29 protein-coding genes are annotated in these 24110 nt (G+C 59.3%); 19 read left to right on the top strand and 10 right to left on the bottom strand.

Annotated features, from left to right (window positions below):
* The first annotated feature begins 17 nt into the window (after nucleotides 1-17).
* The 3 genes from pepP (at nucleotide 18) to upp (ending at nucleotide 3313) form a co-directional block, all read left to right on the top strand.
* On the top strand, nucleotides 18-1364 hold the full coding sequence (gene pepP, locus DXT88_RS05595; protein ID WP_265211924.1) for a Xaa-Pro aminopeptidase: 1347 nt from the start codon (nucleotides 18-20) through the stop codon (nucleotides 1362-1364).
* A 29-nt stretch (nucleotides 1365-1393) separates the two neighbouring features.
* Nucleotides 1394-2569, top strand: a complete 1176-nt coding sequence (locus tag DXT88_RS05590) for an FAD-dependent monooxygenase (RefSeq protein WP_265211923.1) — start codon at nucleotides 1394-1396, stop codon at nucleotides 2567-2569.
* 96 nt (nucleotides 2570-2665) lie between these two features.
* The gene (gene upp / locus DXT88_RS05585) at nucleotides 2666-3313 is read left to right on the top strand and encodes a uracil phosphoribosyltransferase (RefSeq protein WP_016832149.1); all 648 of its coding nucleotides are present in this window, start codon (nucleotides 2666-2668) and stop codon (nucleotides 3311-3313) included.
* 69 nt (nucleotides 3314-3382) lie between these two features.
* On the opposite strand, the gene DXT88_RS05580 is transcribed toward upp, so the two are convergent.
* From DXT88_RS05580 to DXT88_RS05565, 4 genes are all read right to left on the bottom strand, one after another.
* Complete coding sequence (locus tag DXT88_RS05580; RefSeq protein WP_265211922.1) at nucleotides 3383-4828, bottom strand: NAD(P)(+) transhydrogenase (Re/Si-specific) subunit beta; 1446 nt, start codon at nucleotides 4826-4828, stop codon at nucleotides 3383-3385.
* A gap of 2 nt (nucleotides 4829-4830) precedes the next feature.
* On the bottom strand, nucleotides 4831-5148 hold the full coding sequence (locus DXT88_RS05575; protein ID WP_116434005.1) for an NAD(P) transhydrogenase subunit alpha: 318 nt from the start codon (nucleotides 5146-5148) through the stop codon (nucleotides 4831-4833).
* Nucleotides 5149-5211: 63 nt separating this feature from the next.
* Complete coding sequence (panD, locus tag DXT88_RS05570; protein ID WP_029362964.1) at nucleotides 5212-5574, bottom strand: aspartate 1-decarboxylase; 363 nt, start codon at nucleotides 5572-5574, stop codon at nucleotides 5212-5214.
* A 94-nt stretch (nucleotides 5575-5668) separates the two neighbouring features.
* Nucleotides 5669-6784 carry a Re/Si-specific NAD(P)(+) transhydrogenase subunit alpha gene (locus tag DXT88_RS05565; protein WP_265211921.1) on the bottom strand — a complete coding sequence of 372 codons (1116 nt, stop codon included), beginning with the start codon at nucleotides 6782-6784 and terminating at the stop codon, nucleotides 5669-5671.
* Between the two features lie 176 nt (nucleotides 6785-6960).
* On the opposite strand from DXT88_RS05565, the gene DXT88_RS05560 reads away from it, so the two are divergent.
* From DXT88_RS05560 to bfr, 9 genes are all read left to right on the top strand, one after another.
* Nucleotides 6961-7470, top strand: a complete 510-nt coding sequence (locus DXT88_RS05560; RefSeq protein WP_265211920.1) for an NUDIX hydrolase — start codon at nucleotides 6961-6963, stop codon at nucleotides 7468-7470.
* On the top strand, nucleotides 7463-8563 hold the full coding sequence (mnmA, locus tag DXT88_RS05555) for a tRNA 2-thiouridine(34) synthase MnmA (RefSeq protein WP_265211919.1): 1101 nt from the start codon (nucleotides 7463-7465) through the stop codon (nucleotides 8561-8563). The genes DXT88_RS05560 and mnmA overlap by 8 nt, the downstream gene beginning before the upstream one ends.
* Before the next feature lie 191 nt (nucleotides 8564-8754).
* Complete coding sequence (hemP, locus tag DXT88_RS05550; RefSeq protein WP_016832155.1) at nucleotides 8755-8943, top strand: hemin uptake protein HemP; 189 nt, start codon at nucleotides 8755-8757, stop codon at nucleotides 8941-8943.
* A 116-nt stretch (nucleotides 8944-9059) separates the two neighbouring features.
* Nucleotides 9060-9380, top strand: a complete 321-nt coding sequence (locus tag DXT88_RS05545) for a hypothetical protein (protein ID WP_016832156.1) — start codon at nucleotides 9060-9062, stop codon at nucleotides 9378-9380.
* A gap of 31 nt (nucleotides 9381-9411) precedes the next feature.
* Nucleotides 9412-9639 carry a (2Fe-2S)-binding protein gene (locus DXT88_RS05540; protein ID WP_083830777.1) on the top strand — a complete coding sequence of 76 codons (228 nt, stop codon included), beginning with the start codon at nucleotides 9412-9414 and terminating at the stop codon, nucleotides 9637-9639.
* Between the two features lie 35 nt (nucleotides 9640-9674).
* Nucleotides 9675-10358 (top strand): energy transducer TonB, encoded by a 684-nt coding sequence (locus DXT88_RS05535; RefSeq protein WP_265211918.1) that lies wholly within the window; start codon nucleotides 9675-9677, stop codon nucleotides 10356-10358.
* Between the two features lie 44 nt (nucleotides 10359-10402).
* Nucleotides 10403-11137: a MotA/TolQ/ExbB proton channel family protein gene (locus tag DXT88_RS05530; protein ID WP_016832158.1), complete on the top strand. Its 735-nt coding sequence runs from the start codon at nucleotides 10403-10405 to the stop codon at nucleotides 11135-11137.
* Nucleotides 11137-11553, top strand: coding sequence for an ExbD/TolR family protein (locus tag DXT88_RS05525; RefSeq protein WP_016832159.1), 417 nt, complete (start codon nucleotides 11137-11139; stop codon nucleotides 11551-11553). The genes DXT88_RS05530 and DXT88_RS05525 overlap by 1 nt, the downstream gene beginning before the upstream one ends.
* Nucleotides 11554-11822: 269 nt before the next feature.
* Complete coding sequence (gene bfr / locus DXT88_RS05520; protein WP_016832160.1) at nucleotides 11823-12296, top strand: bacterioferritin; 474 nt, start codon at nucleotides 11823-11825, stop codon at nucleotides 12294-12296.
* 121 nt (nucleotides 12297-12417) lie between these two features.
* On the opposite strand, the gene DXT88_RS05515 is transcribed toward bfr, so the two are convergent.
* Nucleotides 12418-13023, bottom strand: a complete 606-nt coding sequence (locus DXT88_RS05515; RefSeq protein ID WP_016832161.1) for a glutathione S-transferase N-terminal domain-containing protein — start codon at nucleotides 13021-13023, stop codon at nucleotides 12418-12420.
* 239 nt (nucleotides 13024-13262) lie between these two features.
* On the opposite strand from DXT88_RS05515, the gene purB reads away from it, so the two are divergent.
* From purB to DXT88_RS05485, 6 genes are all read left to right on the top strand, one after another.
* Nucleotides 13263-14630, top strand: coding sequence for an adenylosuccinate lyase (gene purB, locus DXT88_RS05510; RefSeq protein WP_016832162.1), 1368 nt, complete (start codon nucleotides 13263-13265; stop codon nucleotides 14628-14630).
* Nucleotides 14631-14888: 258 nt separating this feature from the next.
* Nucleotides 14889-15413 (top strand): cytochrome b, encoded by a 525-nt coding sequence (locus DXT88_RS05505; RefSeq protein ID WP_016832163.1) that lies wholly within the window; start codon nucleotides 14889-14891, stop codon nucleotides 15411-15413.
* 51 nt (nucleotides 15414-15464) lie between these two features.
* A complete protein-coding gene (locus DXT88_RS05500) occupies nucleotides 15465-16022 on the top strand; it encodes a YceI family protein (RefSeq protein WP_265212171.1) in 558 nt (185 codons plus the stop codon).
* Nucleotides 16023-16103: 81 nt separating this feature from the next.
* On the top strand, nucleotides 16104-16673 hold the full coding sequence (locus DXT88_RS05495; RefSeq protein WP_265211917.1) for a YceI family protein: 570 nt from the start codon (nucleotides 16104-16106) through the stop codon (nucleotides 16671-16673).
* A gap of 224 nt (nucleotides 16674-16897) precedes the next feature.
* Nucleotides 16898-17533: a pyridoxamine 5'-phosphate oxidase gene (pdxH, locus tag DXT88_RS05490; protein WP_265211916.1), complete on the top strand. Its 636-nt coding sequence runs from the start codon at nucleotides 16898-16900 to the stop codon at nucleotides 17531-17533.
* Nucleotides 17534-17604: 71 nt separating this feature from the next.
* Nucleotides 17605-18813, top strand: a complete 1209-nt coding sequence (locus DXT88_RS05485) for an SAM-dependent methyltransferase (protein ID WP_265211915.1) — start codon at nucleotides 17605-17607, stop codon at nucleotides 18811-18813.
* Between the two features lie 104 nt (nucleotides 18814-18917).
* Here the strand turns inward: DXT88_RS05485 and msrA are convergent, their stop codons facing one another.
* Nucleotides 18918-19457, bottom strand: coding sequence for a peptide-methionine (S)-S-oxide reductase MsrA (gene msrA, locus DXT88_RS05480; protein WP_265211914.1), 540 nt, complete (start codon nucleotides 19455-19457; stop codon nucleotides 18918-18920).
* Between the two features lie 303 nt (nucleotides 19458-19760).
* Between msrA and DXT88_RS05475 the strand changes: the two genes are divergently transcribed.
* On the top strand, nucleotides 19761-20270 hold the full coding sequence (locus DXT88_RS05475) for a flavin reductase family protein (protein WP_265211913.1): 510 nt from the start codon (nucleotides 19761-19763) through the stop codon (nucleotides 20268-20270).
* Between the two features lie 69 nt (nucleotides 20271-20339).
* Here the strand turns inward: DXT88_RS05475 and DXT88_RS05470 are convergent, their stop codons facing one another.
* From DXT88_RS05470 to purE, 4 genes are all read right to left on the bottom strand, one after another.
* Nucleotides 20340-21086, bottom strand: a complete 747-nt coding sequence (locus DXT88_RS05470; protein WP_265211912.1) for an OmpW/AlkL family protein — start codon at nucleotides 21084-21086, stop codon at nucleotides 20340-20342.
* Between the two features lie 278 nt (nucleotides 21087-21364).
* A complete protein-coding gene (locus DXT88_RS05465) occupies nucleotides 21365-22381 on the bottom strand; it encodes an L-threonylcarbamoyladenylate synthase (RefSeq protein ID WP_265211911.1) in 1017 nt (338 codons plus the stop codon).
* A 10-nt stretch (nucleotides 22382-22391) separates the two neighbouring features.
* Nucleotides 22392-23597: a 5-(carboxyamino)imidazole ribonucleotide synthase gene (locus DXT88_RS05460; RefSeq protein WP_265211910.1), complete on the bottom strand. Its 1206-nt coding sequence runs from the start codon at nucleotides 23595-23597 to the stop codon at nucleotides 22392-22394.
* Nucleotides 23594-24109 (bottom strand): 5-(carboxyamino)imidazole ribonucleotide mutase, encoded by a 516-nt coding sequence (gene purE / locus DXT88_RS05455; RefSeq protein ID WP_040502992.1) that lies wholly within the window; start codon nucleotides 24107-24109, stop codon nucleotides 23594-23596. Before purE ends, DXT88_RS05460 begins: the two co-directional genes overlap by 4 nt.
* Nucleotide 24110 lies beyond the last annotated feature (1 nt).

Genomic DNA, 24110 nt, shown 5'->3' with positions numbered 1-24110 from the left:
CGGAAGAAAGCACCAAGATGACCACAGCCTCCTTTATCGCCCGCCGCGCCAGATTGATCGCGCAGATGCAAGCAAAAGGCGGCGGCGTCGCCATCATCCCGACCGCGCACGAAGTCATGCGCAATCGCGACGCCGACTATCCTTATCGCCACGACAGTTATTTCTACTATCTATCCGGTTTCACGGAACCGGAAGCGGTCATCGTCCTGATTGCCGCTCCCGGCAAGGAAAGCCGCAGCATTCTGTTCTGCCGCGACAAAAATCTCGAACGTGAAATCTGGGACGGTTATCGCTACGGCCCCGATGCCGCGCGCCAGGAATTCGGTTTCGACGAAGCCTTCGCCGTCGATACGCTCAACAAGGAAATGCCGCAATTGCTGGCCGATGCACCGGCCGTTTTTTATGCGTTGGGCCACGACGTCAAGCGCGATGCGCAGCTGCAGGAATGGCTGCAAAGCGTGCGCGCACTAGGTCGCTCGGGCATCACCGCACCATCATCCATCGTCGACGTCAACGTGCTGCTCGACGAGATGCGCCTGTTCAAGGACGCCGGCGAAATCGCGGTCATGAAACGCGCCGGACTCATTTCGGCCGAAGCGCATTGCCGCGCCATGCGCCTGTCGCGTCCCGGCCTGCGCGAATATCATCTGGAAGCCGAGCTGCTGCACGAATTCCGCAACAACGGTTCGCAATATCCGGCCTACGGCTCCATCGTCGCCACCGGCGCCAACGCCTGCGTGCTGCACTACCGCGCCGGCGACGTCGAACTCAGGGACGGCGACCTGGTGCTGATCGATGCCGGCTGCGAACTCGACAGCTACGCTTCCGACATCACGCGCACCTTCCCGGCCAACGGCAAGTTCTCCGGTCCGCAAAAAGAACTGTACGAGATCGTCCTGGCCGCGCAAGACGCCGCCATCGCCGACACCCGCCCCGGCAAACGCTTCATGGACGGCCACGACGCCGCCGTGCGCGTGCTGGCGCAAGGCATGCTCGACACCGGCCTGCTCGACAAGAACAAGGTCGGCTCGCTCGACGATGTGATCGCCAAGGGCGACTATCGCCAGTTCTACATGCATCGCACCGGCCACTGGCTGGGCATGGACGTGCACGACGTCGGCGAATATCGCGACCCGGCCACGGCCGACGGCGACAAGCCGTGGCGCACGCTGCAACCGGGCATGGTGCTGACGGTCGAGCCGGGCATCTACGTGCGCCCGGGCGAAGGCGTGCCGGAAAAATACTGGAACATCGGCATCCGTATCGAAGACGATGCCCACGTCACGCCGGGCGGCTGCGAAATCCTGACCACGGCCGTGCCCAACAAAGTGGCCGACATCGAAGCGCTGATGCGTTCGGCGTGAATCGTTACGGATATCTTTCCACGCCTGCCATGAGTTCTTCCGACACCGCCGCACCAGCCCAGCCGGATTACGACGTCATCATCTGCGGCGCCGGTCCGGTCGGCCTCAGCGCCGCCGCACTGCTGCACAAGCGCGGCATGCCGGCGCACCGCATCGCACTGATCGACGCCAAGTCGAGCGAGCAGGCGGCGCAGGATCCGCGCACGATTGCGCTCTCGCACGGCAGCCAGCAAATCCTGCAGGAAATCGGCGCCTGGTCGCTGATGGCGCCATCGGTGACATCGATCAACCAGATCCACGTGTCGCGACGCAAGCATTTCGGCCGCACGCTGATCAGTCGTGAAGACTACGCCCTGCCCGCGCTCGGTTATGTGGTGCGGTATGGCGCGCTGGTGACGGCCTTGTCCGCAGCACTGACGAAGACCAACGTGGCCGTGCTGCGCCCGGAGCAAGTGTCCGCCATCGATGAGCAAGGTCTGCAGGCCGATGTACGACTGGCCGACGGCCGCACGCTCAGCGCCGGCGTCGTGGTGCAGGCCGAAGGCGGCGTGTTCTCGGAACAAACCGCCAAGGCCGTCCAACGCGACTACGATCAGGTCGCCATCGTCGCCCACGTCACCGCCACGGCCGCGATTGCCCATCGCGCGTTCGAACGCTTTACCGCGCAAGGGCCGCTGGCTTTGTTGCCGCAGGATGACGGTTATGCGCTGGTGTGGTGCGTGCGTCCGGACACGGCAAGGCGCCTGCTGGCGCTCGAAGAAAGTGCGTTCCTGCACGAACTCGGCGAAGTCTTCGGCGGACGGGTTGGCCGCTTTGCTTCCTGCAGCGCCCGCCATAGTTACCCACTGGGCCTGAACGCCGCACCCGCCGCCTCCGCACGCACGGTCGCCATCGGCAACGCCGCGCAAACACTGCACCCGGTCGCGGGCCAGGGACTCAACCTGGGTCTGCGTGACGCCGCGGTATTGGCAAGCACGCTGACACGCACAAGCTCCGCGCCTGCCGCACTCGAACAATTCGCTGCGCAGCGGCTGCGCGACCGCAACGCCACGATCAGGCTGACCGACATGATGGCGCGGGTTTTCGCCAGCGCGCCGGACGGTGCGCCGTCGCAGGCGCTGCTCGGATTGTCATTGGGATTGATCGACGTTGCCGCGCCGGCGAAACGCGTCCTGGCCGAACAGATGATGTTCGGCTGGCGTTAAGCTTGCCCTGAATCCCTTGCCGCAGTGTCTGGCATGAGACAATGCAGCATTGCCGCACGCTTGCGGTCCTGACTGACAAGACCATGAAATAAGATCATGAAACAAGATCCCCGCTTTCCCAATCTGTTCATCCTCAACCACCCGCTGATCCAGCACAAGCTCTCGCACATGCGCGACAAGCGCACTTCGACGCGCACCTTCCGCGACCTGCTGCGCGAGATCACCTTGCTGATGGGCTACGAAATCACGCGCGACCTGCCGCTGACCACCGAGTCGATTGAGACGCCGCTGGTCACCTACGATGCACCGGTGATCGCCGGCAAGAAACTGGCCGTGGTTCCCGTGCTGCGCGCCGGCATCGGCATGAGCGACGGTTTGCTGGAATTGATCCCCTCGGCACGCGTCGGCCATATCGGCGTGTATCGCAACGACCAGCACCAGCCGGTGGAATACCTGGTGCGCCTGCCCGACCTGCAAGACCGCACCATGATCCTGTGCGACCCGATGGTGGCGACCGGCAACTCCGCTGTCTACGCCATCGACGTCCTCAAGAAACGCGGCGTGACGGCCGAGAACATCATTTTCGTCGCGCTGGTGGCGGCACCCGAAGGCGTACAGGTATTCCATGATGCACATCCCGATGTGAAGCTGTATGTCGCCTCGCTCGATTCGCATCTCGACAGCCATGCCTACATCGTGCCGGGCCTGGGCGATGCAGGCGACCGGATTTTCGGCACCAAATAAATCTCAGCACCATGAAAAAAGCCGCCGGATGTTGAATCCGGCGGCTTTTTTACTTCATGCAATCAAGGCTTACTCAACCGCCTTGACCATATCCTCAATGACTTTCTTGGCGTCGCCGAAGACCATCATGGTCTTGTCCATGTAGAACAGTTCGTTGTCCAACCCGGCATAACCGGCTGCCATCGAACGCTTGTTGACGATGACCGTCTTGGCCTTGTATGCCTCAAGAATCGGCATCCCCGCGATCGAGGACTTCGGATCCTTGGCCGCCGGATTGACCACGTCGTTGGCGCCCAGCACCAGCACCACGTCGGCCTGACCGAACTCGCTGTTGATGTCTTCCATTTCAAAGACCTGGTCGTAAGGCACTTCCGCTTCGGCCAACAGCACGTTCATGTGACCCGGCATGCGGCCGGCCACGGGATGGATCGCGTACTTCACGATCACGCCCTTGTGGGTCAGCTTCTCGGTCAGTTCCTTCAGTGCATGCTGCGCGCGCGCCACCGCCAGGCCGTAGCCCGGCACGATGATCACGGTTTCCGCATTGCCCATCAGGAAAGCCGCGTCGTCAGCCGAACCCGACTTGACGTTGCGCTGCGCCTGGCCGCCAACTGCGGCAGCAGCGGCAGGATCGCCACCAAAACCGCCCAGAATCACATTGAAGAACGACCGGTTCATCGCCTTGCACATGATGTACGACAGGATCGCACCGGACGATCCGACCAGCGAACCGGCGATGATCAGCATCGAGTTATTCAGAGAGAAACCAATGCCCGCTGCGGCCCAGCCGGAGTAGCTGTTCAACATCGACACCACCACCGGCATGTCGGCGCCGCCGATCGGGATGATGATCAGCACGCCGAGCACGAAGGCGATTGCCGCCATGATGATGAACGGCAGCCAGTTCTGCGTCAGCACGAAGATCACGCCGAAGCCGATCATCGCCACCGCCAGCAACAGGTTCAGCATGTGCTGGCCCGAGAAGCTGACCGGCGCCCCCTGGAACAGGCGGAACTTGTACTTGCCCGACAGCTTGCCGAACGCAATCACCGAACCGGAGAAGGTGATCGCGCCGACGAAGGTGCCGATGAACAATTCGACGCGATTGCCCAGCGGGATCGCTTCGCCGTGCGCGGCGATGTTGAAGGCCCATGGCTCTGCAACTGCAGCGACGGCGATACAGACTGCCGCCAGACCGATCAGCGAGTGCATCGCCGCGACCAGCTCAGGCATCTTGGTCATTTCGACGCTCTTGGCCAGATAGGCGCCGATACCGCCACCAACCACCACGCCGCCGGCCACCAGCCAGAAGCCGATGCTGTTACCCGTGCCCGCGGGCACGTCGCCCTTGAGTTTGATGATCAGCGCGATCGTCGTCAGCACCGCGATGGCCATGCCGGCGATGCCGAAGGCATTGCCGCGGCGCGCCGTCGACGGATGCGACAGACCTTTCAGCGCCTGGATGAAGAACACCGAGGCGACGAGATACAGCAGGGTTACCAGATTCATGCTCATGCTTATGCCCCCGCCTTGTCTGTCTTGATTTTAGGTTCTTTTTTCTTGAACATCTCCAGCATGCGCTGCGTGACCATGAAGCCGCCGAAGACGTTGACCGCCGCCAGCGCCACGGCCAGCGTGCCGGCGATGCGGCCGACCGGTCCTTCTGTCAGGCCGGCGGCCAGCATGGCGCCGATGATGATGATCGCCGAGATGGCGTTGGTGACCGCCATCAGCGGCGTGTGCAAGGCCGGCGTAACGGTCCAGACCACGTGGTAGCCGACGTAGATCGCCAGTACGAAGATGATCAGGTTGATGATGGTGTGACTGACTTCCATGATGTCATTCCTTTCTGTGGCTGCGGCATGAGTTGATTTATCGGTGCCGCGACCTGTTTGGTTTTATATGGCTTTCAGGCTGGTGATGTGATTCTTGTCGTCGACGAAAACGATCTTCGGTACATAGCTGGCGATTTCTGCGTCCGTCATGGGTGCATAGGTGCAGATGATCAGCAGATCGCCCAGGTGCGCGCGGCGGGCTGCCGCGCCGTTCAGGGAAATCTCGCCGCTGCCACGCCTGCCGCGGATAGCGTAGGTGGAGAAGCGTTCGCCGTTGTTGACGTTGTACAGCTCGATCTTTTCAAACTCCCGGATATCGGCGGCTTCCAGCAGGTCTTCGTCGATACCGCAGGAACCTTCGTAGTTCAGGTCACATTCGGTCACAGTCGCGCGGTGGATCTTCGCGCGCAGCATGATTCGTTGCATAAGGCTTTACTCTTTAATTCTCTTGTTCTGCTCCGGAACGCTGGCGCGAACCGGCATGGATGATGCGACGCATTGACGTTACGTTGATGCTGCCTTATTTGCGCAGCACTTCGCCGCCGCTGCACAGCAGAGTCGCCGCGACGATGTCGTCTTCGCGGTTGATGACCAGCTTGCCTTCGGTATCGACGATCAGCTTGAGGAAATCAAGCACGTTGCGTGAATACAGGGCCGAGGCATCAGCCGCCACCAGCGCCGCCAGATTGCCTTCGCCAATGATGTGCACGCCGTGCTTGATCACCGTCTTGCCCGGCTCGGACAACGGACAGTTGCCGCCCTGGTCGACCGCCATGTCGAGGATGACCGAACCCGGCTTCATGGCCTTGACGGTTTCTTCGCTGATCAGCACCGGCGCCTTGCGGCCCGGAATCAGCGCAGTCGTGATGATGATGTCGGCTTGCTTGGCGCGCTCATGCACCAGCTCGGCCTGACGGCGCATCCAGTCGGCCGGCATCGGACGTGCATAGCCGCCGACGCCCTGGGCGATTTCCTTTTCTTCATCGGTGATGAAGGGTACATCGAGGAATTTGGCGCCCAGCGATTCAATCTGTTCCTTGACGGCCGGACGCACGTCGGATGCCTCGATCACGGCACCAAGACGCTTGGCCGTCGCAATCGCCTGCAAACCGGCGACGCCGGCGCCCATGATCAGCATGCGCGCGGCCTTGACGGTGCCCGCGGCGGTCATCAGCATCGGCATGAAACGCTGGTAGGTATTGGCAGCCATCAACACGGCCTTGTAGCCGGCAATGTTCGCCTGCGAGGACAGCACGTCCATCGACTGCGCGCGGGTGGTGCGCGGCGCAGCTTCCAGCGCGAAAGCGGTCAATCCGGCGGCGGCCATCGCGGCCAGGTTGTCGGCATCGAACGGATTCAGGATACCGACCACGACGGTGCCGGACTTCAGGCGTGCACGTTCGTCCGCACTCGGCGCGCGCACCTTGAGCAAGGCTTCGGCGCCATAGACGTCGGCCGCGGCGGCAATGACCGCGCCGGCGGCGACATAGGCTTCGTCCGTAATGCTGGATTTGGTGCCGGCCCCCGACTCCACCAACACCTCATGTTTGGCGGCAACCAGTTTCTTGACCGTTTCCGGGGTTGCCGCAACGCGTGTTTCTCCGTCCCGACTTTCGACGGGGATGCCTAGCCTCATTCAGAGCTCCTATAGTTGTAAATTCTTACCGGAATCTTACACGTAAAATTTGAAGATCAACAACTTTGCGCAAAAGCATTGCAGGAGCCGGGACTCGCATATGCGATGTGTTCCGGGCCGCCGCGCTGAAGCCTTTGTCCAGCCACGGTAAAATGTCGGCTCTTGTAAGGAATATTATGTCTGAAGTCTGGAAACCCTCCGTCACGGTCGCAGCGATCATCGAGCGCGAGGGCCGTTTTTTGATGATAGAAGAGCAGGCCGGCGACGGCTTGCGCCTGAACCAGCCGGCTGGCCATCTCGACCAGGGCGAGACGCTGACGCAGGCGGTGGTGCGCGAGGCGCTGGAAGAATCCGCCCACGATTTCGAGCCGACCGCGCTGGTCGGCATGTACATGTCGCGCAATGTCTCGTCCTCGCGCGGCGGCGCCGACACGACCTACTTGCGTTTTGCGTTTGCCGGCACGCTGGGCCTGCAGCATGATCGCCCGCTGGATGACGGCATCGTGCGCACGCTGTGGATGACGCGCGACGAGATCGCCGCCTGCCGCGAACGCCATCGCAGCCCGCTGGTGCTGCGTTGCGTGGACGACTACCTCAGCGGCCAGCGCGCGCCGCTGTCGCTGCTCCATACGGACCCCAGCGTGACGGCATCGACGGAAATCGCCGCAGGAGTCGCTCATGGCTAAGAAAAAAGTGGTGATCGGCATGTCCGGCGGCGTCGATTCGTCGGTCTCCGCCTGGCTGCTGCAGGAACAGGGCTACGAGGTAATCGGCCTGTTCATGAAGAACTGGGAAGACGACGACGATTCCGAGTACTGCTCGACACGCCAGGACTGGATCGACGCGGTCAGCGTCGCCGATGTGGTCGGCGTCGACATCGAAGCCGTCAACTTCGCCTCTGAATACAAGGACCGCGTGTTTGCGGAATTTTTGCGCGAATACCAGGCCGGCCGTACGCCCAACCCCGACGTGCTGTGCAACGCCGAGATCAAGTTCAAGGCCTTCCTCGACCATGCCATGCATCTGGGCGCGGACCTGATCGCCACCGGCCACTATGCGCGCGTACGCGAAAATCCGGTCGGCAAGTTCGAGCTGATGAAAGCGGTGGACGCCAGCAAGGACCAGAGTTATTTCCTGCATCGGCTGAACCAGGCGCAATTGTCGAAAACGCTGTTTCCGCTGGGCGAAATCCACAAGACCGAGGTGCGCAGGATCGCCGAGCAACTGAAACTGCCGAACGCGACAAAAAAGGACTCGACCGGCATTTGCTTCATCGGCGAACGGCCGTTCCGGGAATTCCTGAACCGCTACCTGTCCTACAAACCCGGTCCGATGAAGACGCCTGACGGCGACATCGTCGGCGAACATGTCGGCCTGAGCTTTTATACTCTGGGCCAGCGCAAGGGCATCGGACTGGGCGGCATCAAGGCGCATCAGAACGCCGACGGCAACAGCGACGCCTGGTATGTCGCCCGCAAGGACGTCGACACCAACACACTTTATATCGTGCAGGGTCATGAGCATCCATGGCTGCTGTCGTCGCAACTCGGCGCCAGCCAGATCAGCTGGGTCGCCGGCGAGGCGCCCAATATGAGCGGGGCCGGACTGAGCGCCAAGACGCGCTACCGCCAGGCTGACGTGCCCTGCTCGTTCAGCGATGCCGGCGGCCGCTTCGATCTGCGCTTCAGCGACCCGCAATGGGCCGTGACGCCAGGTCAATCGGCCGTGCTGTACCAAGGCGACGTTTGCCTTGGCGGCGGCATTATCGAGTCCGTTTAGACACTTCCGCTCCTTTGAAGCGCCCCGCTTGCCTTGCGCAGCGGGGCGCTTTTGCTTTTTTGGCAACGAAACCCGGCGTGCCGATTTCCCCGCAGCAAGAAACTCGCAACAAATCATAAAAGAGCTTGCAGTCTTGGATCAAATGACGAATAATCTAAATAAGAATTGTTCGTATTTAATAGGAGTTCATGATGAACCAACTGATCGAGCACGGAACCGAGCGTCGCAACAAACCGGCCACAGCAGCCAATGGCTCCCCCATTACGCGCATCAAGAGCCAGGATTTGTTCCGGCAAATGCGCGAGTTGGAAATCGACCATGGCGGCCGTATTTATAAATTGCGTCTGACGCAGTTGAACAAATTGATTCTGACGGCGTAACTATATTAAGGAGTCGCTTCAGGATTCGTAGTGAAGCGATGTAAAAACCAGCCAGCCAACGGTGATGCCATGCGTTACGCGTTAGCCAGCCAAGCTAGCCGATTAAGGAGAGTTTGATGGTTACCGACAAAATGGATTCCGCTTTCGTGGAACCCAATAACGCACCGGCACAGCCAGAGCTGCTGGTCTCAGCAGTGCTGCATTTGATGTCTCATTACACTGCCAGTAATCAGGAAACCAAAAGCTGCGTCAAATTGGCGTCAGTGATTGAACGACACCTGAAAGCGCTGGCGGATTTGCCGAATCTGGCGCCGGTATTGCGGGCAACTTGCCAACAATTGTCGGAACAGTGGGGTACCGTAGTGGAACGAACGATGCCGCAACCCGAGAAATTCAATCTGTTCGCTCGCATCGTTTCAGGAGCGAGATCCATTTAAGAGCCTACATACCCGGGCGGCAAGGCGTACAATGATCGTATGTGTTTGTAACAACATTTCCGAAGGCAAGATTCACCAGGCAGTGAACGCAGGCATGACCACTATGTCCGAGCTTCGCAAGGAGCTCGGTATTGGCACTTCCTGCGGCAAATGCCATACCTGCGCCAAACATGTCCTCCGCGAATGTCTGAGCAACTCCAATCAAACACGCAACACAGTGCAGACTCTGGTATTCCGTGCGAATACCATGATTGCCTAAAGATCACTTCATTCATGAATGCTTTATCGCCTACTATGAGTAGCAGCTCGTCCAATCCTGCTGGCGCCGCCTGGCGCCAGGTCAAGAAAATCGGCCCGCTCGGCTTCATCATCCTGCTGCATATCGCCTTCTTCTATGCGCTGCAAAGCGGCCTCATCCATCAGGTCGCCAGCGCGATTCCGAAGGAAGTGATCGCGACCTTCATCACGCCTGAACGCGCCCCTGAACCGGCACCGCCGAAAGCACCGCCGGCACCACCCAAAGCCGTTCCCGTGGTCAGGAAGTCGGTGACGCCACCGCCGCCGATCCCGGTTACGCAAGCGCCGGCGCCAACCGCCATCAGCGCGCCGCCGACGCCGCCACAACCAGCCGAACCGTCGCCGCCCGCCGCCGCTCCCGCGCAGGCCCCGGCATCGCCGCCGGGTCCGCCGCCGATCAAGCAGATTACCTCCGGCATCGAATACATTGAACCGCCTCGCGTCAGCTACCCTGCAGCCTCCAAGCGCATGGGCGAAGAAGGCGTCGTACAGTTCCGGGTACTGGTCAATACCGGCGGCAGAGCCGAAAAAGTTGACATCATCAAGGGCTCCGGTTCGTCCCGCCTGGACGATGAAGCGCGACGCGCAGTCATGCGTGCGGTGTTCAAACCCTACATTGAAGACGGCAAGGCGATTGTCGTGTCCGCCACCGGCGTCATCAATTTCAAGCTCGATCGCTGATTCATTCGTCTATTCATTCAAGTCAATAAGCAAAGGAAGTCATCATGGAAGTAAGTCCGTACGGATTGGAAAGCCTGTGGGCGCAAGGGGATTTCGTCACTAAAGGCGTCGCAGTGCTGCTGGTCGCCATGTCGATCGCGTCCTGGTATGTCATCGTCACCAAGGCGCTGCAACTGCTGCGCTTCCGTCGCGCATCCGATGCGGCCGGCCATGCATTCTGGGACACCACCAGTCTGCCGGAAGGCGTCGCCACATTGGGCAACGACAACCCGTTCGCCGAAGTCGCCAAAGCCGGCGTCACCTCGATGAGCCACCACACCGCCCACAAGGGCCACCTGCATGACCAGTTGTCGGTCAGCGACTGGGTGACGCTGTCGCTGCGTCAGGCAATCGACGAAGCATCGGGCAAGCTGCAAACCGGAATGGCCGTGCTGGCGTCGGTCGGTTCGACGGCACCGTTTGTCGGCCTGTTTGGCACCGTCTGGGGCATTTACCACGCACTCGTGTCGATCGGCACATCCGGCCAGGCCAGCATCGACAAGGTCGCCGGTCCGGTCGGAGAAGCGCTGATCATGACCGCGCTGGGCCTGGCGGTCGCGATTCCGGCAACCTTCGGCTACAACGCCCTGGTGCGCGGTAACAAGACCACGATCGCCAAGCTGAACAAGTTCGGTTTCGACCTGCACGCCCTGTTCGTCACCGGCGCCCGCTCTGCCACCGAGGACGCCGAAACGGGCGCCACCAAAAGCGCCAAGCTGACGGCTGTCGGGAGAGCGTAATGGCGATGGGTTCCCTGTCCGATTCGGACGACGACTTCAACCCGGAAATCAACACCACGCCGTTGGTCGACGTGATGCTGGTGCTGCTGATCATTTTCATCATCACCATTCCGGTCATGAACCATGCGGTCAAGATCGATCTGCCGCGCGCCACCAATCAGCCGGATGAGCCGAAACCGCAAAACATCAGTCTCTCGATCGATGCCGGCGGCAAGGTGTTCTGGAACGAGGAAGCGATCGACAGCGAGCAGCTGACCGCCCGTATCGCCGAAGCTGCCAGGAAGCAGCCGCAACCTGAATTGCACCTTCGCGCCGAGCGTACGACGCAATACGAAAAGGTCGCTCAGGTCATGGCGGCAGCTCAGTCAGGCGGTCTGTCCAAAATCGGTTTCGTTACCGACCCGCAAGCGAAATAAGTTTCAGCTGTTTCGCTGCGCACAAAGCCTCCGCCCTCCCCGGCGGGGGCTTTTGTTTTTTGCGCTTTGGAACAAATCTCATTGCGCGCCAGAAATAAAGTAAGAATGATTCGCGCTAATTTAAGGTGAAGTCTGTACCCCACTGCGCTATGATCCGTCCGTTCACGCGGCTGAACTTCATGTGCGCCGGATTGCGTATCGCAGCTATTGCGCCCTCCCGCCCTGCCAGCCTGCCTTCTCCCACAATCCCACTATTCTCAGAGGCACCTATGAAAGGCGATCCAGCGGTCATCAAACTGCTCAATGCTCAGTTAACCAACGAACTGACAGCGATCAACCAGTATTTTTTGCACGCCCGCATGTACAAGCATTGGGGTTTCGAAAAGATTGCAAAGAAAGAGTACGCCGAATCCATCGGTGAAATGAAACATGCCGACAAGCTGATCGACCGCATCCTGATGCTGGACGGCTTGCCTAACCTGCAGGCGTTGCACAAGCTGATGATCGGCGAGAACACGCCCGAGATGCTGCAATGTGACCTGAACCTGGAGAGAGCTGCGCACAAAACAGTCAAGGAAGGCATCGCCACTTGCGAACAGCATGGCGACTATGTCTCGCGCGAACTGTTCCAGATGATCCTCGACGACACCGAAGAACACATCGACTGGCTCGAAACGCAGCTCGACATCATCGATAAAATCGGCATCCAGAATTACCTGCAAACGCAGATCATCGCGGAGTAAGCTGACTGCAGAAGTCGCCTCCTCTGCGAAGCCGCGGCACAAAAAAACGCGACCCTTGCCGGTCGCGTTTTTTATTTTGAAGGCGCCGGGATGCACGGCAATGTGCAACGGCGCATCGTTCTTACTGCGGGAACGTATCCTTGAAGGACTGGCGTTCGGACAGCTTCTCGTACAAGCGCAGCAACTCCGGATAGCTGTCTTTCCACTGAGTCTCCGGAAAACGGAATTCCAGCCAACCCAACGCACAGCCGACGGCGACGTCGGCCAGAGTGTAATGGTTGCCGACGCAATAATTCTTTTCGCCCAGACCGACCGACATCGCCTTCAGACCCGCCTCGACCTTGCTCCATTGCCGCTTGATCCATTCCGGGCTTTGCTGGCGCGTCGGGCGCTTCTTCTCGAGACGCACCAGGATGGCGGCTTCGAGCAGGCCATCGGCCAGCGCTTCCCAGCATTTGACTTCAGCGCGCTCACGACCACTGGTCGGCATCAACTTGCCCACCGGGGTCAGAATATCGAGGTATTCGGAAATCACGCGCGAGTCGAACATGGCGCCGCCATCGTCCATCATCAGGCACGGTACTTTGCCGAGCGGATTGAATTGCTGGATCGTGGTGGTCTCACTCCATACGTCTTCCAGCACCAATTCGAAATCGATCTTTTTTTCCGCCATGACAATGCGGACTTTGCGAGCGTAAGGGCTTACCAGCGAGGCGATCAGTTTCATAACATTTCTTGTAATAATCCGGCCCGATTATAGCATCGGGTATTTACCGTCAACGTCCGAGACGACCGTCCGGAGGACAAGCGGCAACGTTACGGGTTACGGCCCCGGGCAATGGTAAAATCGCGAGTCAATGCAGGTTTGCTCCGCTGCCGGATGACGGCAACACGCATCGCAAGCCTTGCGCGTCGTATTTTCAACGAATTTTCCACGTCATTTCAACGTCTTTTCATCCGCATATCATGTCACTTTCCGCACTTTCCGCTCTCTCCCCGCTCGACGGCCGTTACGCCGCCAAAACCGACAAGCTGCGTCCCATCCTGTCCGAAGCAGGTTTCATGCACCATCGGGTGAAAGTGGAAATTGCCTGGCTGCAAGCTCTGTCGGCTGCAGGTTTTGCCGAGATCAAGCCATTTTCCGCCAGCGCCACCGCGTTGCTGGACAAGCTGGCAGCCGACTTCACCGAAGCCGACGCCGCCCGCATCAAGGAAATCGAAGCCGTCACCAACCATGACGTCAAGGCTGTCGAGTACTGGCTCAAGGAAAAGGTCAAGGACGTGCCGGAACTGGTGGCCGCCTCCGAATTCATCCATTTCGCCTGCACCTCCGAAGACATCAACAACACCTCGCACGGCATGATGCTCAAGTCTGCGCGCGACACGGTCGTGTTGCCGGCGCTGCAAGGCCTGGTCGCCAAGCTGACCGAACTGGCGCATGAACACGCCGCCGTGCCGATGATGTCGCGCACCCACGGCCAGCCGGCCAGTCCGACCACGCTGGGCAAGGAAATCGCCAACGTCGTCGCCCGTCTGCAGCGCGCCGTCAAACGCATCGCCGCCGTCGAAATCCTCGGCAAGATGAACGGTGCGGTCGGCAACTACAACGCCCACCTGTCCGCCTATCCGGAAACCGACTGGGCGGCGTTCTCCAAAAACGTCATCGAACAACGCCTGGGCCTGGTGTTCAATCCGTACACCATCCAGATCGAACCGCACGACTACATGGCTGAACTGTTCGACGCCGTGGCGCGCGCCAACACCATCCTGCTGGATCTGAACCGCGACGTCTGGGGCTACATTTCGCTGGGTTACTTCAAGCAGCGCACCAAGGCCGGCGAGATCGGTTCGTCGACCATGCCGCACAAGGTCAATCCGATCGACTTCGAGAATTCCGAAGGCAACCTCGGCATGGCCAACGCCGTGCTCAAGCATCTGTCGGAAAAACTGCCGGTCTCGCGCTGGCAGCGCGACCTGACCGACTCCACCGTGCTGCGCAACATCGGCGTAGCGTTCGGCTATGCGGTGCTGGCCTATGACAGCTGCCTGCGCGGCCTGAACAAGCTGGAAGTCAATCCGACGCGCCTGGCAGCCGATCTGGACAACACCTGGGAAGTGCTGGCCGAGCCGGTGCAAACCGTGATGCGCCGCTACGGCATCGAAAATCCGTATGAGCAACTGAAGGAACTGACGCGCGGCAAAGGGATTTCCAAGGATGCGTTGCGCGACTTCATCAACGGCCTGGCCATTCCGCAAAACGCCAAGGACCATTTGCTGGCGATGACGCCGGCAAATTACATCGGCGAAGCGATCGCTCTGGCCAAAAATATTTAATCGCAGCAACGATCGGGCGGAAACCAAAGCCGCCCGATCCACTCCAATCGCGCGGCAGTCAGCGTCATTCACAACATCAATGGATGAGTGAAATCAAATATGCCTATCTATTGCCGCCGATGAAAACACCTTATTCTGCTGAGTTAGCCTGCCGCTACGGCGCCACTGCGAAAGAGCAGGCTCCGCACGCAGTCGCGCCGGTGCCTGTACGATCCGGCACCGCTTGCCGTCCAACCTGATACTCCACCAGCAATCGCCATGGAACGCTACACCAAACCCGCCGTGCTGCTGCACTGGCTCATTGCTCTGCTGATCATTGCCGCCTTTGCGCTCGGCCTGACGATGACCAACATTCCCGGTCTGACCCCGACCAAGCTCAAATATTTTTCCTGGCATAAATGGCTGGGCGTCACCGTGCTCGGCCTGGCTTGCCTGCGCTTGCTCTGGCGCCTGACGCATGCGGCGCCGCCATACCCGGTGCAGATGCCGCGCTGGCAGCAAAGCGCCGCGCACGCGCTGCATTTTCTGCTCTACATCCTGATTTTCGCGATTCCGGTTTCCGGCTATCTGTACAGTCTTGCCGCCGGCATCCCCGTGGTCTATCTCGGCGTGCTGCCGCTGCCGGTGATCATCGATCCGAATCCCGAACTCAAACCTTTGCTCAAGCTGGTGCATTACTGGCTGAACATGACTTTGCTAGCCGCTTTCTGCCTGCATGTGCTGGCCGCCCTGAAGCATCAGTTCATTGATCGCGACGGTGTGCTCAGACGTATCCTGCCCTGACTCTCTTTCCAAGGAAATCTCATGACTCTGCGTACTACATTGGTCCATGCCATGGTCGGCGGCATCGTCGTCTTCGGCCTGGTTGCCTCCACCGCTGCAGTTGCAGCCCCACTCAAAGTCGATGCCGCCAAAAGCACGGTCAGCGCCGTGTTCAAGCAACTGAACGTGCCGGTCGAAGCGAAATTCAAGAAATTCGTCGCGCAAATTGATTTCGACAGCGCCAAACCCGATGTTGCCAAGGCCAGCGTGGACATCGACATCGCCAGCTTCGACCTGGGTGAAGCCGAGTACAACAAGGAAGTGCTGAAAAAGGAATGGTTCAACGCCGCACAATTCCCCAAGGCCACCTTCGTCGCCAACTCGATCAAGCCGACGGCGGGCGCACCGGCCGGCACCAAGTATGACGTCGCCGGCAAGCTGACCATCAAGGGCAAGACTGCGGATGTGCACTTCCCGCTGACGGTCAGGAAAGAAGGCAGCGGCCAGACTTTTGACGGCGCCTTGCCGATCAAGCGTCTGGCGTTCAACATCGGCGAAGGCGAATGGAAAGACACCGGCATGGTCGCCGACGAAGTGACGATCAAGTTCCACGTCGTCACCACGCCTTAAGACTTGCTCATCACAAAGCGTTTCGATACTCAACCGATACTCAACCAACTGCTTATTACCGCTTATTGAAAAGGATTCACCATGAAACTGAAACTCGCCCTGATTTCCCTGCTGGCCGCGACATCCGTCCCGGCCTTCGCCGCCGACACCTATACCATCGATCCAAGCCACACCTATCCAAGCTTCGAAGCGGATCACATGGGCATTTCCGTGTGGCGCGGCAAGTTCACCAAGACTTCCGGCACCGTGACGCTGGATCGCGCCGCCAAGACCGGCTCGCTGGACATCACCATTGACGCGTCGTCGGTCGACTTCGGCCACGCCAAGCTCAACGATCACGTCAAGGGCCCCGACGTGTTCGACGTGCAGAAATTCCCGACCGCCACCTACAAGGGCACCTCGATCAAGTTCGAAGGCGACAAGCCGGTTGCCGTTGACGGCGAGCTGACGTTGCATGGCGTGACCAAGCCTGTGCAACTGAAGATCAACAAGTTCACTTGCATCCAGCATCCCATGCTCAAGCGCGAAGTCTGCGGCGCCGATGCATCGGCTACCTTCAACCGTACCGATTTCGGCATCAACTACGCCGTGCCGCCGTTCGCACCGGAAATCAAGCTGGCGATCCAGGTCGAAGCGATCAAGTCCAACTGATTTTTTCTCTCTTCCGGAAAGGCCGATGCGTGTCATGCGCATCGGCCTTTTTTTGCTTTATGTCATGGGCCGCGCCGGCGCTTCCGCACATAATGTGCATGCGCCTGAAAGCACTCCCCCGCCGGCCCTTCATTGCGATGAAAAGTGCTGCTCCGGTGCAAGTTTTTTAAAAACGCGCTACTCTAACGCAGCCCCCCGCACTACCCATTTAGGAAGAAGCAAGAATGTCGATAGCAGATCTTCGCAAGGATTACAGCCGCGCCAGCTTGTCGGAAAACGACGTCGCCGCCGATCCTGTTGTTCAATTTTCAACATGGTTCGATGAAGCGCTGAAAGCGGAAATTCCGGAACCCAACGCCATGAGCATCGCCACGGTCGGCGCCGACGGCCGCCCTTCATCGCGTATCGTGCTGCTCAAGCAGGTCGACGCCGGCGGTTTTACCTGGTTCACCAACTATCACAGCCGCAAGGGGCGCGACATTGAGGAACATCCTTATGTCGCCTTGTTATTCCATTGGGTAGAACTAGAACGCCAGGTTCGCATCGAAGGAAGGATAGAGCAGGTCGCTGCCGCCGAAAGCGACGCCTATTTTTCCAGCCGTCCGCTGCTCAGCCAACTGGGCGCCATCGCTTCCGAACAAAGCGCACCGGTCGACCAGCGCGAAACGCTGGAAACGCAGTTTGCCGCGGCGGAACAAAAGTACGGCACTCATCCGGTCCGTCCCGCGCATTGGGGCGGCTACCGCGTGATACCGGATAAGATTGAATTCTGGCAAGGCCGGCCCTCGCGCCTGCATGACCGTGTTGTCTATACGCGCGGTGCAGACGGTGCATGGAGCCGGCAGCGCCTGCAGCCCTAGCTCGTCCCTGTTGACGACGCTATCGGAAAGGGCCGCGCTACAGCATCATTACTCGCACGGAGGAAAACATCGTGTTTTGGGAAAAGAAGCTAGCAGCTTGGGTAGACGACGTCCGACACGCAACCGCACTGCCGTTGCGCCTTGAGTTATGGAACGGCCGCCAATTCGATTTCAGCGACAACGCGCCGCAAGTCACTTTGCGCGTGCCGCACGTCTCGGCGCTGCCCTACCTGTTCCGCCCCTCGCTCTCCAATTTGGGAGAGGCCTACGTCGAAGGCAAGATTGACGTCGACGGCCCCGTCGCCAGCATCATCAACGTCGCCAACCTGCTTGCCGCAAAAACCCTGAAGGCGGAAGGAAAACTGTCGCGCATCGTCCGCACGGTGCGCCACAGCAAGGAAAAGGATGCCGAAGCGATCCGCTACCACTATGACGTTTCGAACGAGTTTTACAAACTCTTCCTGGACGAGAACATGGTGTATTCCTGTGCCTACTTCGAGAACGGCGACGAAGATCTCGCCACCGCGCAGATCAAGAAGATCGACCACATCCTGACCAAGATCAAGGTGCGTCCCGGCGACAGGCTGCTCGACATTGGCTGTGGCTGGGGTGCGCTGGTGCTGCGCGCGGCACAGAAATTCGGCGCGCAATGCGTCGGCGTCACCTTGTCCGAGAACCAGTACGCGCTGGCCAGGGAGCGCGTCGAAAAAGCCGGCCTGAGCGAGCGCATTGAAATCCGGTTGCAGGATTATCGCGACGTCACCGGCACCTTCGACCGCATCACCAGCGTCGGCATGTTCGAACACGTCGGCCTGAAGAATTTGCCGCTGTATTTTTCGCATATCAACGCGCTGCTCGCCGATGACGGCCTGGTGATGAACCACGGTATCACCAGCACGGATATTGAAAATGGCGAATCCCCCTATGGTGGAGGTGAGTTTGTCGACAAATACGTTTTCCCCGCCGGTGAGTTGCCGCATGTCAGTCTGGTGTTGAAAACCATGCAACAGGGCGGATTGGAAGTGTTCGACGTGGAAAACCTGCGTCGTCATTACGCCAGGACCTGCGCTATCTGGGCCGATAACTTTGAAGCACGCTCAGAAGAAATCAAGAAACTAACCGACGAAAAGCGCTATCGCATCTGGCGCGTTTATCTTGCGGGCAGCTCGCATGGCTTCGACAAGGACTGGATCTCGCTCTATCAGGTCGTCTGCGGCAAAGCGAATCGTCCTGCGGCGACATTGCCGCAATCGCGCCGTTATATCTACGACGCGCAGTAGTCGGAAACACCTGCGATCCCAATGAAAACAGCCGGCGTGTAGCCGGCTGTTTCTTTTGCTTGATCTTGTCGCTTGATCTTGTTTTTGCTCGCCCTTGTCTCCGCTTATTCCTGCTTGCTCTTGGCAGCAAACACTTCACGGAATTTGGCCAGTTTCGGCGCCACCACGAATGCGCAATACCCTTGGAACGGATGTTGCTGAAAGTAATTCTGATGGTAATCCTCAGCTTTGTAATACGTTTCCACCGGGCTCAGTTCCGTCACGAGCGGCGCATCCCATACCAGTGCCATCTCGGCGATGATGTGCTTGGCCGTATCGTACTGGGCAGGCGAATTGTAGTAAATCACCGAACGGTATTGCGTGCCAACGTCGTTGCCCTGGCGATTCAGCGTAGTAGGGTCATGGATGGTGAAGAAGACTTCCAGAATTTCCCTGAAGCTGATAAGTGCCGGATCGAAGCTCAGCTTCACGACCTCCGCATGGCCGGTATCGCCGGCGCAAACCTGTTCGTAGGTCGGATTCTTTACATGGCCGCCGGTGTAGCCAGACTCTACGTGCTGCACGCCCTTGAGTTGCTGGTATACCGCTTCGAGGCACCAAAAACACCCGCCGCCGAGAACTGCTGTTTCAGTTGAAGTACTCACGATCGCTCCTGCGTCTGGATTCAAATGGATCTTGCGGCACACGCTTTGCAATTCATGCCGCATAGCTACGTTTATACCATTGCTCGCGAACAAAAACCTAGCGTCGGCAAATGCCGCTGCCGAAACCGAGGCTCAGGCGAGGTATTTCGGCATTGGCAGATACATCAATAATTAACAATTGGCCGTACTCAACAATTACATTCAGAAAATACCCCCGGCCTGTCTCAAGCAGGCCTTGGGTTACGTCCGATGATTTTTTGGGCATAATGTCCTACTTGTCAGAACCGTTTACACAGGTCTTAGATGCATTCTCGCTCCCCACGCGCTACCACGCGTGCTTTCGACTCAACTCATTTCCGCAAGGCATTGTCTCAGTTCGCGACCGGCGTCACCGTCATCACTACGCGCCTGGACGACGGCACCTTGCTCGGACTGACCGCGAGCTCGTTCAATTCAGTGTCGCTGTCGCCGCCGCTGGTGCTGTGGAGCCTGTCCGAACAAGCCAGCAGCATGCCGGTTTTCTCCGGCAATTCGCACTACGTGATCAATATCCTTGGCGCCGAACAGGCTGCGCTGGCGGAACAATTTTCGCGCAAGTCCGCCGATCGTTTCGACGGCGTCGACTACACCTTGTCGCGTACCGGCCAACCGGTGCTGAAAGGCGTCTCGGCTTGGTTCGAATGCCATAACCGCAGCCGCTATCCGGAAGGGGATCATGTGATTTTCGTTGGTGAAGTCGAACATTGCGAGGTTTCTCCACAAGCTCCATTGGTTTTTCATAACGGACGTTTCCTCGGTATGGGCACGCGATAAGCTCGCTGCGACGGAACCAAAAACAAAAAGCGCCTGGAAGGCGCTTTTTGTTTTGCAGATGAAAAAAACTTAGAACTTATAGCCAACCGACAGGAAGCTGACGATCGGGTCGAGCGTGATGCTTGTCTTGTAACGTTGCGGTCCCAGCGCGGCTGCGGGACCACCTGGGTTACCTGTGATATCAGCATCGGTCTTCAGAGGAATATACGAAACCGACAAGCTCGCCGACCAGCGGTCATTGAAGTTATAAGTCGCACCCACATTCAGCACCGGCGCCCACGACGAGCTCAGATTGGCGCTCGCGTTGCCGCCGAGGGCGCCTGTACCGAGTGCTGCACGATTCTGGAAAGCGCTCGACAGCTTAACGTCCGAGTACCAGACATAAGTCACACCAGCGCCGAGGAACGGACGGAACTTGCTGGTCGCGTCGCCAAAGAAATACTTGGCGACAAGTGCAGGACTCCATTGCTTCGCAGTGCCCAATTCACCCAGTGCAGCCAAATCGCCTTGGCCGGACAGCTTGAATTTTGGCGGCAGACCCAGGTCAGCAGTCAATGCAACATTGTCGGTGAAGAAGTGCGTAAATGCGATACCAACCGTATCTGCGCTGCCAACCGACGAATGGCTGTTAGGAAAAAATCCGGCGCCCGGGCCATTCGACTTGGTCAGACCTTCGCTGGAGTCTTGAGGTGCGAAATGGAACCAGCCCAGATTCACAATATTGCTGCCAGCCGATTGCGCCATTGCCGGTGCAGCGAAAGCGGCAGCGATGGACAGCGCAGCGATTTTTGGCAAAAGGGAAAATTGTTGCTTCATGTGTCGTCTCCAAATGTGAAGGGCTGCGCCCTGTTTTATAAATTATTCCGACTATGGTTCGGGAAGTGCCGGCAACGTTGTTCGTCGCCTGTTCTTGTTGAATGCACATTGGGAACGACTGCCTCCCGCCTTACACTCGTCTGACAAAAAGAACGTGCGTGCTATTCTTTTGCGATACTATGCCAGCTTTAATTCGCTTTGTATAGACGTGTATTTTTTTGGCAACTGGAAATGATTTCCAGGCCAAAATCAGTGCGGAAGAAGAGAGAAAAAGAACGTCAGGTCGCCAATAAGCGCGACAGAATTCCAGTCGAATCGAAGGCCGCGCGGCGCAAGCGATCGTTGATACCTTGCCATTCCGCAGTCTGCGGCAACGACTCCACCACGATCACGTCGGCGCCCTTGTGATCCATATCCCGCAGCGCAGCATACAAGCCGTGGGCGTAGCGGTCGGCGTCCGTCGACATGGCTACTGAAGCATGCACCGGCATTGCGGCGGTGCGATAAATAAACGCCACTTTGTAACCGCCTGCAGCGAGCTGTTGCAGCACGCCGGCGAGTTGTTCCGGCGCCACCTGAGCCACCGGCGTATGCGGCGCATAGTGCGCATCGAGCGTGCCGGAGGCGCGCGGCGCGGCCGCATCGGGAGCGCGCGGCGCGACACCCAGCACGGCAGCAATCTGGTCCACGCTGATCTGGCCTGGACGCAACAAAACCGCGCCGTGGGTTTCCACGCGCGACAGATCGACGATGGTTGATTCGATGCCGACTTCGCTTTGCCCGCCATCCAGGACGTAGTCGAGCAGGCTGTCGGCTTCGCCGAATTCTTCGCGCACATGTTGCGCGGTGGTCGGACTTACATGACCGAATTTGTTGGCCGAAGGCCCGGCGACGCCGCCCTTGCCGCCCTTGAATTCACGCAGCAGCGCCTGCGCAACCGGATGCGACGGACAACGCACGCCGATCGAATCCTGACCGCCGGAAGCTGCTGCCGGAACGTGTGCGGCACGCTTGAGAATCAGCGTCAGCGGACCGGGCCAGAATGCGTCGATCAATGCCCGCGCCTGCGGCGGCACGTCGGCGGCCCAATACGAAATGTCTGCTTCAGGAGCGACGTGAACGATGACCGGATGATTGGCGGGACGACCTTTGGCGGCATAGATGTCGGCAATCGCCGCAGCATTCTCGGCGTCGCCACCGAGACCGTATACCGTCTCGGTAGGGAACGCCACCAGCTTGCCGGCTTCCAGCTTGCGCGCGGCGAGCCGTACCGCATCCATGTCGATCGTCGTCATTGCCAACTCCTTACAGCGCAATGCCGAGAATGGCGCAAGCGGCAGCCAGTTGCGTCTGCGCCTGCGCCATGGTCGGCGCGACGAAGGTGACGTGGCCCATCTTGCGTGCGCGGCGCGCGCGTGCCTTGCCATACAGATGCAGATGCGCACCGGGCAGCGCCAGAATCTTGTTCCAGGCCGGCTCGCGCATCGTGTCGCTCTCGCCTTCGTACCAGACATCGCCAAGAATATTCAGCATGACGGCAGGAGAATGCTGACGCACATCGCCCAGCGGCAAACGCGCCATGGCGCGCGCCTGTTGCTCGAACTGGCTGGTGATGCAAGCGTCGATGGTGTAGTGACCGCTGTTATGCGGACGCGGCGCCATTTCGTTGACGACCAGCGAACCATCCGTCAGGACGAAGAATTCGATGCACAGCACGCCGACATAATCGAGCCTGGCGATGATCGCCAGTGCCGCGTCCTGCGCTTTCCTGGCGACGGCGTCGGAGACGTGGCCGGAAGGCACGGTCGTGGTGAACAGAATGCCGTCGCGATGAACGTTCTCGGCAATCGGATACACCACGGCAGCGCCGTCGGCGCCGCGTGCGACCAGAACCGATACTTCATAGGCGAGCGGCAGCATTTTTTCCAGCAGGCAGGTCACCCCCTTCATCTCGGCGAACGCAGCCTTGACGTCGGCGATGCTGTGCACGCGCACCTGGCCCTTGCCGTCGTACCCCATGCGTACGGTCTTCAAAATCCCCGGCAGCAAATCGGCGGGGATCGCATCGATGTCCGCCTCAGAAGCAATGACCTTGTGCGGCGCAGGCTGCACGTCGGAACTGGCGCCGCAATCGACGAAGAAGCGCTTCTCGGCAATGCGGTCCTGCGCAATCGAAACACCGGCAGCCGACGGCGCGACATAGGTTTTTTCGGCCAAGGCAGCAAGACTGTCGGCAGAAACGTTTTCAAATTCTGTCGTGACCGCACCGCACAGCGACGCCAATTCTTCCAAACCCCTGGCGTCGGTATAAGACGTGCGAATCAGGCGATCTGCAACTTGCCCGGCCGGACAATCTTCTTCCTGCTCCAGCACGGCGACCTTGAAGCCCATCGCCTGTGCGGCGTGGGCGAACATGCGGCCGAGCTGGCCGCCGCCCATCACGCCCAGCCAGGTGGCCGGTGTCGTGGTGGGAATCGAAACTGTGTTCAACGGAGACTGCTTCTGACTCATAACGGCAACTTCATATCCAGGGCAACTTGCGTCTGCTTGACGCGGAAGGCTTCCAGCTTCGCCGCCAGCGCCTCGTCGGTGGTGGCCAGCATGGCGATCGCCGACAAGGCGGCGTTGGCGGCGCCGGCTTCGCCGATGGCGTAAGTCGCGACCGGGATGCCCTTGGGCATTTGCACGATGGATAACAGCGAATCTTCGCCGCGCAGATATTTGGACGGTACCGGCACGCCGAGCACCGGCACGATGGTCTTGGCGGCAATCATGCCCGGCAGATGCGCTGCTCCGCCGGCGCCGGCGATGATGGCGCGCAGGCCGCGTCCACGTGCTTTTTCGGCGTAGTCAAACATCTGGTCCGGCATGCGGTGCGCCGAAACGACCTGAGCCTCATGCGGGATGCCGAATTCCTTCAGGATCGCCACGGCATGTTGCATCACATCCCAGTCGGACGACGATCCCATGACGACGCCGACGACCGGCGCTTGTGCATTGGCTTGTGCGTTGTTCTGGCTCATC

The sequence above is a fragment of the Herbaspirillum lusitanum genome, from assembly GCF_026127345.1.
Classification (GTDB): Bacteria; Pseudomonadota; Gammaproteobacteria; order Burkholderiales; family Burkholderiaceae_D; genus Herbaspirillum; species Herbaspirillum lusitanum.
This window is presented reverse-complemented; position numbering and strand designations above follow the sequence as displayed.

Excerpts from the sequence above, each read along its gene's own strand:
- panD (WP_029362964.1), bottom strand. The coding sequence starts at position 5,574 with ATGCAACGAATCATGCTGCGCGCGAAGATCCACCGCGCGACTGTGACC.
- DXT88_RS05515 (WP_016832161.1), bottom strand. The coding sequence starts at position 13,023 with ATGAAACTGATCGCCTCGCTGGTAAGCCCTTACGCTCGCAAAGTCCGC.
- DXT88_RS05540 (WP_083830777.1), top strand. The coding sequence starts at position 9,412 with ATGATCGTATGTGTTTGTAACAACATTTCCGAAGGCAAGATTCACCAG.
- DXT88_RS05545 (WP_016832156.1), top strand. The coding sequence starts at position 9,060 with ATGGTTACCGACAAAATGGATTCCGCTTTCGTGGAACCCAATAACGCA.
- hemP (WP_016832155.1), top strand. The coding sequence starts at position 8,755 with ATGAACCAACTGATCGAGCACGGAACCGAGCGTCGCAACAAACCGGCC.
- DXT88_RS05565 (WP_265211921.1), bottom strand. The coding sequence starts at position 6,784 with ATGAGGCTAGGCATCCCCGTCGAAAGTCGGGACGGAGAAACACGCGTT.
- DXT88_RS05590 (WP_265211923.1), top strand. The coding sequence starts at position 1,394 with ATGAGTTCTTCCGACACCGCCGCACCAGCCCAGCCGGATTACGACGTC.
- DXT88_RS05465 (WP_265211911.1), bottom strand. The coding sequence starts at position 22,381 with ATGACGACGATCGACATGGATGCGGTACGGCTCGCCGCGCGCAAGCTG.
- bfr (WP_016832160.1), top strand. The coding sequence starts at position 11,823 with ATGAAAGGCGATCCAGCGGTCATCAAACTGCTCAATGCTCAGTTAACC.
- DXT88_RS05495 (WP_265211917.1), top strand. The coding sequence starts at position 16,104 with ATGAAACTGAAACTCGCCCTGATTTCCCTGCTGGCCGCGACATCCGTC.
- DXT88_RS05535 (WP_265211918.1), top strand. The coding sequence starts at position 9,675 with ATGAGTAGCAGCTCGTCCAATCCTGCTGGCGCCGCCTGGCGCCAGGTC.
- DXT88_RS05560 (WP_265211920.1), top strand. The coding sequence starts at position 6,961 with ATGTCTGAAGTCTGGAAACCCTCCGTCACGGTCGCAGCGATCATCGAG.
- DXT88_RS05470 (WP_265211912.1), bottom strand. The coding sequence starts at position 21,086 with ATGAAGCAACAATTTTCCCTTTTGCCAAAAATCGCTGCGCTGTCCATC.
- DXT88_RS05525 (WP_016832159.1), top strand. The coding sequence starts at position 11,137 with ATGGCGATGGGTTCCCTGTCCGATTCGGACGACGACTTCAACCCGGAA.
- purB (WP_016832162.1), top strand. The coding sequence starts at position 13,263 with ATGTCACTTTCCGCACTTTCCGCTCTCTCCCCGCTCGACGGCCGTTAC.
- upp (WP_016832149.1), top strand. The coding sequence starts at position 2,666 with ATGAAACAAGATCCCCGCTTTCCCAATCTGTTCATCCTCAACCACCCG.
- pepP (WP_265211924.1), top strand. The coding sequence starts at position 18 with ATGACCACAGCCTCCTTTATCGCCCGCCGCGCCAGATTGATCGCGCAG.
- DXT88_RS05460 (WP_265211910.1), bottom strand. The coding sequence starts at position 23,597 with ATGAGTCAGAAGCAGTCTCCGTTGAACACAGTTTCGATTCCCACCACG.
- DXT88_RS05475 (WP_265211913.1), top strand. The coding sequence starts at position 19,761 with ATGCATTCTCGCTCCCCACGCGCTACCACGCGTGCTTTCGACTCAACT.
- DXT88_RS05530 (WP_016832158.1), top strand. The coding sequence starts at position 10,403 with ATGGAAGTAAGTCCGTACGGATTGGAAAGCCTGTGGGCGCAAGGGGAT.
- DXT88_RS05580 (WP_265211922.1), bottom strand. The coding sequence starts at position 4,828 with ATGAGCATGAATCTGGTAACCCTGCTGTATCTCGTCGCCTCGGTGTTC.
- DXT88_RS05575 (WP_116434005.1), bottom strand. The coding sequence starts at position 5,148 with ATGGAAGTCAGTCACACCATCATCAACCTGATCATCTTCGTACTGGCG.
- purE (WP_040502992.1), bottom strand. The coding sequence starts at position 24,109 with ATGAGCCAGAACAACGCACAAGCCAATGCACAAGCGCCGGTCGTCGGC.
- DXT88_RS05505 (WP_016832163.1), top strand. The coding sequence starts at position 14,889 with ATGGAACGCTACACCAAACCCGCCGTGCTGCTGCACTGGCTCATTGCT.
- DXT88_RS05500 (WP_265212171.1), top strand. The coding sequence starts at position 15,465 with ATGGTCGGCGGCATCGTCGTCTTCGGCCTGGTTGCCTCCACCGCTGCA.
- mnmA (WP_265211919.1), top strand. The coding sequence starts at position 7,463 with ATGGCTAAGAAAAAAGTGGTGATCGGCATGTCCGGCGGCGTCGATTCG.
- pdxH (WP_265211916.1), top strand. The coding sequence starts at position 16,898 with ATGTCGATAGCAGATCTTCGCAAGGATTACAGCCGCGCCAGCTTGTCG.